Raw genomic sequence first — 12,992 nt, 5'->3', positions numbered from 1 at the left:
GGTTTCGGGAGCGTGGTTTTCAAGGCGTTCGCGCAGTGGCATCTTGTGACGCGACAACCCTGATCCGTCGGGGCCCAATCACTACGGAGAGATAGATGCGCTTCAGCCGTCGCGCCCTCTTGGCGGCCGCCGTCACCATTCCGGTCGCCGGCACGATCTTGCGGCCCGCCCTGGCGCAGGAACCGGTGATCTTCGCACCCGACGGCATTGCCCTGGGCGGTTACGATGTTGTCGCCTATTTTTCCGAGGGCCGGCCGGTTCTGGGATCTGAAGAGTTCGAAATCATGTGGCATGGCGCCATGTGGCGCTTTGCGTCCGCCGAAGCGCTGATGGAGTTCGAGATGAACCCGGCAGCCTTCGCGCCCCAGTACGGGGGCTACTGCGCCTACGCGGTCTCAAAGGGTGGAATCGCGTCTTCGATGCCTTGGGCTTTCATGGTGCTCGACGGGAAGCTTTACCTCAACCGCAGCCTCGAGGCGCTGTCGCTGTGGCGCGAGGATCTGGAGGCAAATATCGCGCATGCCGATTCCCATTGGCCGGCCGTGATCGGACGCTGACGATCACATTATGGCGATGGGGCTTTCATAAAGCCTTCAACATGCCAATATAGATCTACAGAGGCACGGCACCGGAACTGCCGAGCTTCAGTTCACTGTCCCTCGTTCCGCGACTGGCGCCCGGCCCCTTGGATCGGGCGCCTTTTTCTGGCAGGGGTACGTTATGCCAGATTATTCCGACGCCTTTCTTTCCCAGACGCTGAAAATGGTGCGAACCGTTGCGGTCGTGGGCTTTTCTCCGAACCCGGTGCGGCCGTCGTACTTCGTCGCGCGCTATCTTGGGTTGCGGGGATACCGGGTGATTCCCGTCAATCCCGGCCATGACGGGGAAACCGTGCTGGGCGAAACGATTCGCGCCGACCTGAGCTCGATCCCCAAGGTGGCCCGGGTCGATATGGTCGACATCTTTCGGCGGTCGGACGCCGTGCCCGCGATCGTCGAGGAAGCCCTGTACACCCTGCCGCACCTGAAGGTCATCTGGATGCAGATCGGCGTGGAAAACCCCGAGGCCGCCGCCATGGCCGAGGCGCGTGGCATTCGCGTAATTCAGAACCGTTGCCCCAAGATCGAATATCAGCGACTGTTCGGGGAACTCCGCAAGGGTGGTTTCGCGACCGGGGTGATTTCGTCAAAGCTCTGATAGGATCGCTGACCAAGGAGACATGGCCCCCGTGAGCGGCACAGTCAGCCGCGCGAGGCCTTTTCCGCAATGCCAGATGTGCCTTCGCGCCGCGCCAGTTCCGCCTCGACGTCCTGAAGCGTGACATCGCGTGCGGCGAGCATGACGAGGAGATGGTAAAGGACATCCGCCGCCTCAGCCGTCAGGCGCGCGCGGTCGCCCTTGACCGCCTCGATGATGGCTTCGACTGCCTCTTCGCCGAATTTCTCGGCGCATTTCTCGGGCCCCTTGGCCAGAAGCTTGGCGGTCCAGGAGCTTTCGGGATCGGCGCCCTTTCGGGCGGCGATGGTGGTAGCAAGGCGATCTAGCGGTGTCATTCCAGCCTCATCGGGATGCCGGCGCGGGCCATGTGTTCCTTGGCCTCGCGGATGGTGTGGGTGCCGAAGTGGAAGATGGATGCGGCGAGGACGGCCGAGGCATGGCCCTCGGTCACGCCTTCGACCAGGTGATCAAGCGTTCCGACGCCGCCCGAGGCGATCACCGGCAGGTCGACCGAATCGGCGATGGCGCGGGTCAGGGGCAGGTTGAAGCCCGCGCGCGTGCCGTCGCGATCCATCGAGGTCAGCAGGATTTCCCCCGCCCCCTTGGCCGCGACCGTTCGCGCGAACTCGACCGCGTCGATGCCGGTGGATTTGCGTCCGCCGTGGGTGAAGATTTCCCAACGTCCGGGTTCGACGGTCTTGGCGTCGATCGCCACGACGATGCACTGCGACCCGAAGCGGTCCGCGGCCTCGGCCACGACGTCGGGGTCCGCGACGGCGGCGGAGTTGAAGCTGACCTTGTCTGCCCCGGCCAGAAGCAGTGCGCGCACGTCCTCGTGGCTGCGCACGCCGCCACCCACGGTCAGGGGGATGTAGCATTGTTCGGCCGTGCGGGTGACAAGGTCGAACATCGTGCCGCGGTTTTCATGCGTCGCGTGGATGTCCAGAAAGCAAAGTTCGTCCGCGCCCGCCGCGTCATAGGCCTTCGCCGCCTCGACCGGGTCGCCCGCGTCGATCAGGTCGACGAAGTTTACGCCCTTGACCACGCGGCCATCAGCCACGTCAAGGCAGGGGATGATGCGGGTTTTCAGCATGGGCGGTCCTTTCGCTGCCGTGTCTAGACCGGATCGCGGGTCGCGCCAAGTCTTCGCCCCCTCGCGCCTGCCGGGAAATCACGCTATGGCCGGCGTATGGAACCTGCGAACGCCCCTTACGAGATCTTCCTTGCCGCCCTGCCGGGTTTTGAGCCGCTTCTGGCCTCGGAGGCGCGCGAGGCGGGCTTTTCAGGCATCGAGGAAAGCCCCGGTGGCGTGACCTGCCGCGGCGGCTGGTCCGAGGTCTGGCGCGCCAACCTGACCCTTCGCGGTGCAAGCCGCGTGCTGGTGCGTATCGGCGGGTTCCGGGCGTTTCACCTGGCGCAGCTTGACAAGCGCGCGCGGCGGTTTCCGTGGGCGAATTTCCTGCGCCCAGATCTGCCGGTAAAGGTCGAGGCAACCTGCCGCCGCTCCAAGATCTACCACGCAGGGGCTGCGACCCAGCGGATCGTGCGGGCGATCTTTGAGTCGGTGGGCGCGCGCGAGGCCGAGGACGGCGAGGCGGCGATCCGGATCATGGCACGGATCGAGGATGACCTGGTGACCTTTTCGCTGGACACCTCGGGCGAGCCTCTGCACCGACGCGGACACAAGGTGGCCGTGAACAAGGCGCCGCTGCGTGAAACCATGGCGGCGATGTTCCTGCGCGACTGCGGCTATATGGGGGCGGAGCCGGTCCTTGATCCGATGTGCGGATCGGGCACCTTCGTGATCGAGGCAGCAGAGATCGCGGCGGGCCTGATGCCGGGGCGAAGCCGCGCCTTCGCGTTCGAGGGTTTCGAGGGCTTCGATGCGGGCGCCTGGGCTACCATGAAGGCGGCGACAGGGCCGAAACGGCCCGCCGTGCGTTTCCATGGGTCGGACCGCGACGCGGGCGCGGTGCGCATGTCGAAGGACAATGCCGAAAGGGCAGGGGTGGCTGAATTCTGCACCTTCGCCTGCCATCCCGTCAGCGATCTGGTTCGTCCCGATGGCCCACCCGGCCTCGTGATGGTCAACCCGCCCTATGGGGCGCGGATCGGCGGCAACCGGAACCTGCTTTTCGGGCTTTACGCAGCCCTTGGAAGCGTCCTTAAAGAGCGGTTCGCTGGCTGGCGCGTGGGGCTTGTCACATCGGACGCGGGGCTGGCCAAGGCGACGGGGCTACCCTTCGTCGCGCCGGGGCCAGAGATCCCGCACGGCGGGATCAAGGTCAGGCTTTGGAAGACAGGGGCCTTGGGTTAGCGCAACGCCGCGATCGCCTGTCCCAGATCGATCGCGCCGTCATAAAGCGCTCGTCCCGATATCGCCCCAGCGATGACGCCCGTGTCGCGCAGCGCAATCAGGTCATCCAGAGACGACACGCCGCCCGAGGCGATGACGGGGATCGTGACGGCGCGGGCCAGCGCCTCGGTCGCCGCGATGTTGGGACCCTTCATTGCGCCGTCGCGCATGATGTCGGTGTAGATGATCGCGGCCACGCCCGCGTCCTCAAAGCTTCTCGCAAGGTCGGTGACCAGAACGTTGGTCTCTTCGGCCCAGCCCTTTGTCGCCACGCGGCCGCCGCGCGCGTCGATGCCGACCGCGATCTTGCCCGGGAAGGCACGCGCCGCTTCGCGCACTAGGTCCGGGTTTTCAACCGCGACGGTTCCAAGGATCACGCGCGCCAGCCCTTTCTCGAGCCAGGTCGAGATCGTCGCCATGTCCCGGATGCCGCCGCCCAACTGGCAGGGAACGGTCACGCGCGAAAGAATAGCCTCGACCGCCGCGGCGTTGACGGGCTGACCGGCGAATGCGCCGTTCAGGTCGACCAGGTGGATCCACTCGCAGCCGGCCTCCTGGAACTTCGCGGCCTGCGCGGCGGGATCGTCGCCAAAGACGGTGGCCTTGTCCATTTCTCCGTGCAGAAGCCGCACGCATTGGCCGTCTTTCAGGTCGATGGCGGGATACAGGATCATGGCTTTCTCCGTCAGGTCTTGGCGGGCTCATGCCACAGGGGGAGGTCGATGGAAAGAGGCGCTTGACCGCCGCAGCTCGCCCGCAGTCCAAGCCGCAGCTTAGGGCCGCCAGTTCAGGAAGTTGGCGATAAGCTTCAGCCCGACGGCCTGGCTTTTTTCCGGGTGGAATTGCGCGCCGACCATGTTGTCGCGCCCGACGATGGCGGTGATGTCGCCGCCGTAATCGACATGCGCAAGGCGGTGCGCAGTGTCGTCCACCTTGAAGTGGTAGGAGTGGACGAAGTAAGCGTGCTGGCCCGTCGCGATCCCTTCAAGCACCGGGTGCGGGTGATCTATCACCAGATCGTTCCAACCCATGTGCGGCACCTTCATGGCTGGGTCCGAGGGCGTGATCCGGACGACCTCGCCCGGTATCCAGCCGAAGCCTCGGGTATCTCGGTATTCCCGCCCCCAGGTCGCCAGCATCTGCATGCCGATGCAGATACCCAGGAAGGGGCGGCCGTTACGGGTGACCGCGTCCTCGATCGCTTCAAACAGGCCGGTGAAGCGGGTCAGCGCCTCCCGGCAGGACGGAAAGGCGCCATCGCCAGGCAGAACGATCCGGTCGGCGCGGGCCACGTCCTCGGGGCGCGATGATACGATCACAGCGCCGGCGCCGGTTTCCGCGGCCATCCGCTGAAACGCCTTTTCGGCGGAATGAAGGTTTCCGCTATCGTAGTCGACAAGGACCGTCAGGCTCACAGCGCACCTTTGGTGGAGGGAAGCGCGCCGCCCATGCGGGGGTCGGGTTCGACCGCCATCCGCAACGCCCGCGCGACCGCCTTGAAGGCCGCTTCCGCGATGTGGTGGCTGTTAAGGCCGTGGATCTTGTCTACGTTCAGCGTGATGCCGCCATGGGTCGACAGCGCCTGAAAGAACTCGCGCACCAGTTCGGTGTCGAAGGTGCCGATCTTGGCCGTCGGCATCTCGAGGTTCCACACCAGGTAGGGCCGTCCCGACAGGTCAAGCGCGCAGTCGACCTTCGCGTCGTCCATGGCCAGCGCGAAATGGCCGTAGCGGCGGATGCCACGCTTGTCGCCAAGCGCCTTCGCCAGAGCCTGCCCGATGGCGATGCCGGTGTCCTCGACAGTGTGGTGGTCGTCGATGTGCAGGTCGCCCTTGGCGCGCACTGAAAGGTCGATAAGCGAATGGCGCGAAAGCTGGTCCAGCATGTGGTCAAAGAAACCGACGCCGGTTTCATTCGAATACTCACCCGTCCCGTCGAGGTTCAGCGACACGCTGATTTCCGTTTCGGCAGTATTCCGCGTGATCTTGGCCTTACGCATGGCGATCCCCCGCTCGTGATCTTGCGCGCCTTATAGGCAGGACTTCCCTCCGCGCCAAGCGTTGGTTAGGCCGCTTCATACCTGACCAGCGTTTCCAAATCGGAAATCCAAGCCCGCAACTGTTCGTCATTCGCAGAAAAGACACCTTGCGGACCAATTTTCGCCACGCACCAGAGGCTTCCTCTTTCGTGGGGACAAAAGATGAGGCTGCCGATGCGGATGCGTCTTTCCAGAAACGGGACCGAACATGCGCGCGCGCCAGCGGGTCGCGCGGCTGCAAGGCTGGCCGTTGCCGCGGCTTTGGCGTGCGCCATCGGCGTACAAGGTGCGATGCCGGCGGTGGCGGCGGAAAACGGAGTTCTGAGCGCGCGCAAGGCCATTTCAGCACCCACGGGATTTGGTGATGTCTGCGACCGCTATCAGTGGGCTTGCGCCACTGGCCGCGACGATCGGATGAGCGCCAAGACGCTTCTGGCGCTTGCGCAAGACGTCAACACCAAGGTCAATCGCCGCTATCGCCAGGTCACGGATCGCCGTCAGTATGGAACGGAAGAGTTCTGGGCGCTGCCGACCGCGGCACGTGGCGGTGACTGCGAAGATTTCGCGCTGGCCAAGAAGATGGCCCTGATCGAGGCGGGGGTGTCCCCGGCGCGGCTTCTGATCGCCACGGCGCTGAACCGGAAGAAAGAGCTTCACGCGGTGCTGGTCTTGCGGACCGACGCGGGGGATTTCGTCCTGGACAACCTGCGCAATCGCATCAGCGGATGGAAGGACACCGGATACACCTTCCTGCGGATGCAGGATCCCAACGCGCCCTCGCGCTGGCAGGCAGTGTTCGCCGGCGGCATGTTCGAGCGTCAGAGCACCTGAGATGCCAGCAAAGGAAACCCGGCAACAATTGCACCGGGTTCCCCTTGCTGACGAACCGCAGATCAGCCGTTAGCGGTTATGGCCAGGATTGCCGGCATCTTCGCAGCCGCCACCCTTGCAGCCGCCCTCGTCGCCATTGCCAAGGCCGTTGTTATCCTTGCCCGGATCTTCAGGATCGGTTCCCGGGTCGGGATCCGTTCCGGGATCAGGATCGGTTCCCGGATCGGGATCGGTGCCCGGATCGGGATCTGTTCCCGGATCAGGATCGGTGCCCGGATCGGGATCGGGGGCGGGCGATGGTGGCGTTCCATCGCCGTCAGTCGTCGTCGGCGTGATCGCCGCTGTTGCCCCGTTGGTCAGGACAGCCGCCACCGCCGGGCAGTTCTCAAGCGTGTATTCAAGAAGGTCCGCGAAATACTCGCTTCTCTGGATTTGCGTCAGTTCGCTGCGTCTGAATTCCGTCCGCGCGCAAAGTTCATACAAGAAATCTTTGGACATCGAGATATTGCGTATCGCAGCGGAGCTGCTCGTCGCGTAAAGCGAGGCCGAAGTGGCCGTCGAAAGAACCAGTGCCGTGAACAGCATGGTTCCGGTCCTGATAGTCATCACATTACTCCCCACACCATCGGGCTGTGCCCGTTGCACGGCCCGTAACTTCGTTCAGTCTGCCCCGGACAAGCGGGGTCGTGTCAAGAATACGTCTAAATTGTGTCCAAAAAGTGACCATTAGGGTATCCTCTCTCGTCTCTATCCTTCGTTCCGGCATCTCGGCGCGTCGCGCCCACCTTACTTTCCTGCAGCTGCGGGCGCGCTGCCGGGTAGGACCGAGGTTGCTCCGTCCGTCAGGAGGGCGGCAACCTCGGGGCAGTATTCCAAAGTGAATTCAATGACATCCGCAAATATCGCGGACTTTCTGAGCGCGTCGATCTCTGCCGAGGAAAGGGCTGCGCCCTGGCACAGCAGCTGAAGTCCCTGGTCGGTGACGGTCTGATCCGGAAGCGATGCCTGCGCGCCAGAGACCATGGAAGTCGCCATGATCGCGACCAGGAGTGGCCGAAGGACAGCGGTTTTGGCTCTTACAACTGCACTCATACTCACAAACTCCGCAGCATAGCCGCTAGTTTGTGCAGCTATGCACCAACATGAGGACGCCTGAACGCACCAACAATGTCAAGAATAAGGCGAAAGCGACGAATAATGCCGATCCATACGGCAACAATCTGTCGCGAAGACATTAAAAAGACACAATTGAGAAATGACGACACCGCTCGGGTCAGTGTCCTTCCGGATCGTCGGATCTTCATATTTGGGAAGATTTGGAGCGGGCGATGAGATTCGAACTCACGACCCTAACCTTGGCAAGGTTATGCTCTACCCCTGAGCTACGCCCGCGCTCCGTGACGATCTGATAGCGCCGCCGCCAGCTGAGCGCAAGGCGAATTCGCGCGTTTTTTCATGGTCTTGTCCCGAAAAACAAAAAGGCACCCGAAGGTGCCTTGTTTGTTTGGAGCGGGCGATGAGATTCGAACTCACGACCCTAACCTTGGCAAGGTTATGCTCTACCCCTGAGCTACGCCCGCACTCCGTGGAGGGCGATTTATAAACTTCGGGGGGGGCGTGCAAGGGGGAAAACGAAGGGAAGGGCGATAAATTTTCGCGCGGGCCCCGGAAAGGCAGAAGGGGCGGACCATCGTCCGCCCCTTCGTCTTGTGCTACTGGAAACGCCTGCCAACGGGGCGCCGCCGGGTGCGCGGGCGGCCTCACTCCAGCTCGATAAGCAGGTCCTTGGCTTCGATCTGGCTGCCGGCCTGCACCAGCACGGCCTTGACGGTCGCGGCGCGTTCCGCGTGGATACCGGTTTCCATCTTCATCGCCTCGATCGTAAGCAGCAGGTCGCCTGCGTTGACCTTCTGGCCCGCGGTGACGGCGACAGAGGCGACCGAGCCGGGCATCGGCGCACCGATGTGGTTGGCGTTGCCGTCCTGTGCCTTGGGCTTCGCGACGGTCTTCGACTTGACCAGCCGGTTCGGAACCCGGATCACGCGGGGCTGGCCGTTGAGTTCGAAGAACACCTTGACCTCCCCCTGCGCGTCGGTGTCGCCAACGGTCTGAAGCCGGATCTCCAGTGTCTTGCCGGGGTCGATCTCGGCGGTGATCTCTTCGCCCGGCTGCATGCCATAGAAGAATGTGCGCGTCGGCAGCGTCCGGACGGGTCCGTAGAGGCGATGGCGTCCCATGTAGTCCAGGAAGACCTTGGGATACATCAGGTAGCCGTTCAGATCCTCGTCATCGACGGCGAAGCCCAGCAGCTCTTTCGACACGCTGCGGCGGACCGCCTCAAGGTCGACGGGCGGCAGGTGCTTGCCCGGACGCTCGGTGTTGGGTGTCTCGCCCTTGAGCACCTTCCTGACAATGCCATCGGGGAAGCCGCCCGGCGGCTGGCCCAGGTTGCCGCGCATCATGTCGACGACCGAGTCGGGGAAGGCCACGTCGACCGCGGGATCCTCGACCTGTTTGCGGGTGAGGTTCTGCGCGACCATCATCAGCGCCATGTCGCCCACGACCTTCGACGAGGGCGTGACCTTCACGATATCGCCGAACATCTGGTTCGCGTCGGCATAGGCCTGTGCGACCTCGTGCCAGCGTTCTTCAAGGCCCAGCGACCGTGCCTGCGCCTTGAGGTTGGTGAACTGACCGCCCGGCATTTCGTGCAGGTAGACCTCGGACGCGGGCGCCTCCAGCCCGGATTCGAAGGCGCGGTACTGGTGGCGAACCGCTTCCCAGTAGTTCGAAATCTCGCGGATCGCGGAAATGTCGATCCCGGTGTCGCGGTCGGTGTGGGCCATCGCCTCGACGATGGAGCCGAGGCAGGGCTGCGATGTCCCGCCCGAGAAGGCGTCCATCGCTGCGTCGACGGCGGCTACGCCCGCGTCGGCTGCAGCCAGGATCGTGGCGCCCGCGATGCCCGAGGTGTCGTGCGTGTGGAAGTGGATCGGAAGGCCAACCTCTTCCTTCAGCGCTTTGAACAGGACGCGCGCTGCGGCGGGCTTCAGAAGCCCCGCCATGTCCTTGAGCCCAAGCACATGTGCGCCCGCGTCGCGCAAGGCCTTGCCCATGTCGACATAGTAGTTCAGGTCATACTTGGCCCGGTCCGGGTTCAGGATGTCGCCTGTGTAGCAGATGGCGGCTTCGCAAACCTTGTTGTTCTCGATCACCGCATCCATCGCGACGCGCATGTTCTCGACCCAGTTCAGGCTGTCGAAGACGCGGAACACGTCGATGCCGGTCGTGGCCGCTTGTCGGACGAATTCCTGCACCACGTTGTCGGGATAGTTGGTGTAGCCCACGCCGTTCGAGGCGCGCAGCAGCATCTGCGTCATCAGGTTCGGCATGGCCTTGCGCAGGTCGCGCAGGCGCTGCCAGGGACATTCCTGAAGGAAGCGGTAGGCGACGTCGAACGTCGCGCCGCCCCAGCACTCGACGCTGAACAGCTCGGGCAGGTTCGCGGCATAGGTCGGCGCGATCTTGATCATGTCGATCGAGCGCATGCGCGTTGCCAGAAGGCTCTGGTGCCCGTCGCGCATGGTCGTGTCGGTCAGCAGAAGCTTCTTCTGGCTGGCCATCCAGTCGGCCACGGCCTGCGGGCCCTTTTCCTCAAGCAGGTTGCGCGTACCCTTGGCGGGCTCGGCCCTCAGCACGGGGACCTTCGGTCCGCGCGCTTCGGCCGGGGGCTTCGGGCGTCCGGCGGTTTCGGGGTGCCCGTTCACCGTGATGTCGGCGATGTAGGTCAGGATCTTGGTCGCGCGGTCACGGCGCTTCTTGAACTGGAACAGTTCGGGCGTCGTGTCGATGAACTTCGTCGTGTAGGTGTTGTCGAGGAAGGTCGGGTGCTTGAGCAGGTTCTCGACGAAGGCGATGTTCGTGGAGACGCCGCGGATCCGGAATTCGCGCAGCGCGCGGTCCATGCGGGCGATTGCCTGTTCCGGTGTCGGCGCCCAAGCGGTGACCTTCACCAGAAGGGAGTCGTAGTAGCGCGTGATGACGCCGCCTGCATAGGCCGTGCCGCCGTCAAGGCGGATGCCCATGCCGGTCGCGGAACGGTAGGCGGTGATGCGGCCGTAATCCGGGATGAAGTTGTTCTGGGGATCCTCGGTCGTCACGCGGCACTGAAGCGCGTGGCCCTTCAGCACGATATCCTCCTGCCGGGAAACGCCCGTCGCCTCGGCAAGCGTCTTGCCCTCGGCGATCTTGATCTGCGCCTGGACGATGTCGATGCCGGTCACCTCTTCGGTGACGGTGTGTTCGACCTGGACGCGGGGGTTCACCTCGATGAAGTAGAACTTGCCCGACTCCATATCCATCAGGAATTCTACGGTGCCCGCGCATTCGTAGTTCACATGGGCGCAGATCCGGCGGCCAAGCTCGCAGATCTCGGCGCGCTGCGCCTCGCTCAGGTAGGGGGCGGGCGCGCGTTCGACGACCTTCTGGTTGCGGCGCTGAACGGTGCAGTCGCGTTCGAAGAGATGGAAGATATTGCCGTGGCTGTCGCCCAGAATCTGCACCTCGACGTGGCGGGCGCGGGTGATCATCTTTTCCAGATAACCCTCGCCGTTGCCAAAGGCGGCCTCGGCCTCGCGCCGGCCCTCGCGGACCTTTTCGATTACCTCGTCGGGGCCGTTGATCGGGCGCATGCCGCGACCGCCACCGCCCCAGCTTGCCTTGAGCATCAGGGGATAGCCGATCTCGGCCGCTTCCTTCTTGATCGCGTCGAAGTCGTCGCCCAGCACTTCGGTCGCGGGGATCACCGGAACGCCCGCGGCGACAGCCACGCGCCGCGCGCTGGCCTTGTCGCCAAGGGCGCGCATGGTTTCGGCCTTGGGGCCGATGAAGGTGATGCCGTTCGCCGCGCAGGCTTCCACGAAGTCGGGGTTTTCCGACAGAAGCCCGTAGCCCGGGTGGATCGCGTCGGCGCCGCATTCCTTGGCGACGCGGATGATTTCCGGGATCGACAGGTAGGCTGCGACAGGCCCCAGCCCCGCGCCGATGCGGTAGGCCTCGTCCGCCTTGAAGCGGTGAAGCGACAGCTTGTCCTCCTCCGCATAGACCGCCACGGTCTTCTTGCCCAGTTCTGTCGCTGCCCGCATCACGCGGATCGCGATTTCGCCCCGGTTGGCGACAAGGATCTTTTTGAACTCGGTCATAGGCGGTCCTCCCAAACGACGGCGCGGACTTTAGGCTTGCCGCAGTGCGGCGCAAGACCCGGAATCGTCAAACCGTCAGAATTCGGTAACATTTCGTTCTGCATATCCCCCGTGGCCGCGCACTCTGACGCGCAAGCGAAGCAAAGCGTGCGAAACGCGACCTCAGCCGCGAAGCAGGCGTCCCGGAAGGTCCGAAATGCGCCGCGCGCCAAGCTGCCCCATGTTCGCCGTCATGTCCCTTGCCAGAAGGTCGGCCAGGTGCGCGGGTCCCCGGTCTCCCAACGCCCCAAGCGCGTAGTGCCAGGCGCGTCCCAGCATTACAAAGTCCGCGCCCGCGGCCAGCGCCCGCAGGATGTCGAGGCCGCCCTCGATGCCGCCGTCGAAGATGACCGGCAGCGTGGTGGCCGCGCGGATATCTGGCAGGGCCTCGATCGTCGAGGGCGCGGCGTCGAACTGTCGGCCGGCGTGGTTCGACACCCAGACCGCATCCACGCCTTCATCCTGCAGGCGGGCGGCATCGTCGGGGTTCAGCACTCCCTTGACTATCAGCGGCCCGTCCCAGGCATCGCGCAGGGCGCGCAGGTAGTCCCAGTCGGGCGAAGTGCGCAGCAGGTAGCCGATATGGGCGGTCGATGAGAGGCTGACCCGGTTTTCCGCGTAGCCGTCCATCAGCCGCATCCGGGGCATTCCGGTTCCAAGCGTGCCGAACGCCCAGGCCGGGCGCATCGCGACCTGCGCGAACAGCCGTGGCGTCAGGCGGGGCGGCTGCGTCAGGCCAGAGCGGGTCTGGCGCTCGCGTCGGCTGGCGACCGGCACGTCGGCAGTCAGGATCAGCGCCGAGAAACCGGCGGCCCGCGCGCGCTTCAGGATGTCGGCGCGGATTTCCGGGTCGCGCGGTGGGTAAAGCTGGAACCATCCGTGAGCGCCCAGGACGGGCGCAACATGTTCCGGCGTGCAGCTCGCCACGGTGGACAGGCAATAGGGCAGGTTGGTTTGCGCCGCCGACCGTGCCAGCCGGCGCTCGGCGTCGGGCCAGATCAGCCCGGACATGCCCACCGGCGCGATGCCGAAGGGCAGGGGGAAATCGTGCCCGAAGAGCCTGGTCGTCAGGTCCGGCGACAACTCTCCGTGAAGGATCGAGGGGCGGAACAGAATCTTGTCCATCTCGGCACGGTTGCGCCGCTGCGTCGCCTCGGTTCCCGTGGCGCTGTCAAGATATTCCCAGACGAAATGCGGGATGCGCGCCTGCGCGCGCGCTTTCAGGTCCGAGATCGCAGGATAGCGCTGGTGAAGGTCCATGGCGCAATCCATCGCCAAAGGCCGCGAAATGTCCAGTGCCGGAAAGGGG

Annotated in this window: 13 protein-coding genes and 2 tRNA genes; 4 read left to right on the top strand and 11 right to left on the bottom strand. The window is 64.4% G+C overall.

The annotated features are described in order from the left end of the window. Positions 1–95 precede the first annotated feature (95 nt). Both OEW28_RS10195 and OEW28_RS10190 read left to right on the top strand, forming a co-directional pair. Positions 96–557, top strand: coding sequence for a YHS domain-containing (seleno)protein (locus OEW28_RS10195; RefSeq protein ID WP_263734656.1), 462 nt, complete (start codon positions 96–98; stop codon positions 555–557). Between the two features lie 163 nt (positions 558–720). After that, complete coding sequence (locus OEW28_RS10190; RefSeq protein ID WP_263734655.1) at positions 721–1,197, top strand: CoA-binding protein; 477 nt, start codon at positions 721–723, stop codon at positions 1,195–1,197. 44 nt (positions 1,198–1,241) lie between these two features. Here OEW28_RS10190 and OEW28_RS10185 read toward each other — a convergent pair whose 3' ends face one another. Next, positions 1,242–1,553 carry a phosphoribosyl-ATP diphosphatase gene (locus OEW28_RS10185; RefSeq protein WP_263734654.1) on the bottom strand — a complete coding sequence of 104 codons (312 nt, stop codon included), beginning with the start codon at positions 1,551–1,553 and terminating at the stop codon, positions 1,242–1,244. Next, the gene (gene hisF, locus OEW28_RS10180) at positions 1,550–2,311 is read right to left on the bottom strand and encodes an imidazole glycerol phosphate synthase subunit HisF (RefSeq protein WP_263734653.1); all 762 of its coding nucleotides are present in this window, start codon (positions 2,309–2,311) and stop codon (positions 1,550–1,552) included. Before hisF ends, OEW28_RS10185 begins: the two co-directional genes overlap by 4 nt. Positions 2,312–2,407: 96 nt before the next feature. Between hisF and OEW28_RS10175 the strand changes: the two genes are divergently transcribed. Then, complete coding sequence (locus OEW28_RS10175) at positions 2,408–3,535, top strand: THUMP domain-containing class I SAM-dependent RNA methyltransferase (RefSeq protein ID WP_263734652.1); 1,128 nt, start codon at positions 2,408–2,410, stop codon at positions 3,533–3,535. On the opposite strand, the gene hisA is transcribed toward OEW28_RS10175, so the two are convergent. From hisA to hisB, 3 genes are all read right to left on the bottom strand, one after another. Further along, the gene (gene hisA / locus OEW28_RS10170; RefSeq protein ID WP_263734651.1) at positions 3,532–4,248 is read right to left on the bottom strand and encodes a 1-(5-phosphoribosyl)-5-[(5-phosphoribosylamino)methylideneamino]imidazole-4-carboxamide isomerase; all 717 of its coding nucleotides are present in this window, start codon (positions 4,246–4,248) and stop codon (positions 3,532–3,534) included. The genes OEW28_RS10175 and hisA overlap by 4 nt on opposite strands. A gap of 99 nt (positions 4,249–4,347) precedes the next feature. Continuing rightward, on the bottom strand, positions 4,348–4,989 hold the full coding sequence (gene hisH / locus OEW28_RS10165) for an imidazole glycerol phosphate synthase subunit HisH (RefSeq protein WP_263734650.1): 642 nt from the start codon (positions 4,987–4,989) through the stop codon (positions 4,348–4,350). Continuing rightward, positions 4,986–5,573 (bottom strand): imidazoleglycerol-phosphate dehydratase HisB, encoded by a 588-nt coding sequence (gene hisB, locus OEW28_RS10160; RefSeq protein WP_263734649.1) that lies wholly within the window; start codon positions 5,571–5,573, stop codon positions 4,986–4,988. Before hisB ends, hisH begins: the two co-directional genes overlap by 4 nt. A gap of 219 nt (positions 5,574–5,792) precedes the next feature. Between hisB and OEW28_RS10155 the strand changes: the two genes are divergently transcribed. Beyond that, positions 5,793–6,443, top strand: coding sequence for a transglutaminase-like cysteine peptidase (locus tag OEW28_RS10155; RefSeq protein WP_263734648.1), 651 nt, complete (start codon positions 5,793–5,795; stop codon positions 6,441–6,443). A 69-nt stretch (positions 6,444–6,512) separates the two neighbouring features. On the opposite strand, the gene OEW28_RS10150 is transcribed toward OEW28_RS10155, so the two are convergent. The 6 genes from OEW28_RS10150 to OEW28_RS10125 all read right to left on the bottom strand — a co-directional run bounded on the left by OEW28_RS10150 (position 6,513) and on the right by OEW28_RS10125 (position 12,943). Next, positions 6,513–7,049, bottom strand: coding sequence for a hypothetical protein (locus OEW28_RS10150; protein WP_263734647.1), 537 nt, complete (start codon positions 7,047–7,049; stop codon positions 6,513–6,515). 180 nt (positions 7,050–7,229) lie between these two features. After that, the gene (locus OEW28_RS10145; protein WP_263734646.1) at positions 7,230–7,478 is read right to left on the bottom strand and encodes a hypothetical protein; all 249 of its coding nucleotides are present in this window, start codon (positions 7,476–7,478) and stop codon (positions 7,230–7,232) included. 282 nt (positions 7,479–7,760) lie between these two features. Beyond that, positions 7,761–7,835 (bottom strand) — tRNA-Gly (locus tag OEW28_RS10140). A 113-nt stretch (positions 7,836–7,948) separates the two neighbouring features. Further along, positions 7,949–8,023: transfer RNA gene (locus OEW28_RS10135), tRNA-Gly, on the bottom strand. A 180-nt stretch (positions 8,024–8,203) separates the two neighbouring features. After that, positions 8,204–11,644 carry a pyruvate carboxylase gene (locus tag OEW28_RS10130; protein ID WP_263734645.1) on the bottom strand — a complete coding sequence of 1,147 codons (3,441 nt, stop codon included), beginning with the start codon at positions 11,642–11,644 and terminating at the stop codon, positions 8,204–8,206. Positions 11,645–11,806: 162 nt separating this feature from the next. Further along, on the bottom strand, positions 11,807–12,943 hold the full coding sequence (locus OEW28_RS10125; RefSeq protein WP_263734644.1) for an alpha-hydroxy acid oxidase: 1,137 nt from the start codon (positions 12,941–12,943) through the stop codon (positions 11,807–11,809). Positions 12,944–12,992: the final 49 nt, after the last annotated feature.

The sequence above is a fragment of the Albidovulum marisflavi genome (assembly GCF_025751435.1).
GTDB classification, from domain to species: Bacteria; Pseudomonadota; Alphaproteobacteria; order Rhodobacterales; family Rhodobacteraceae; genus Albidovulum; species Albidovulum marisflavi.
This window is presented reverse-complemented; position numbering and strand designations above follow the sequence as displayed.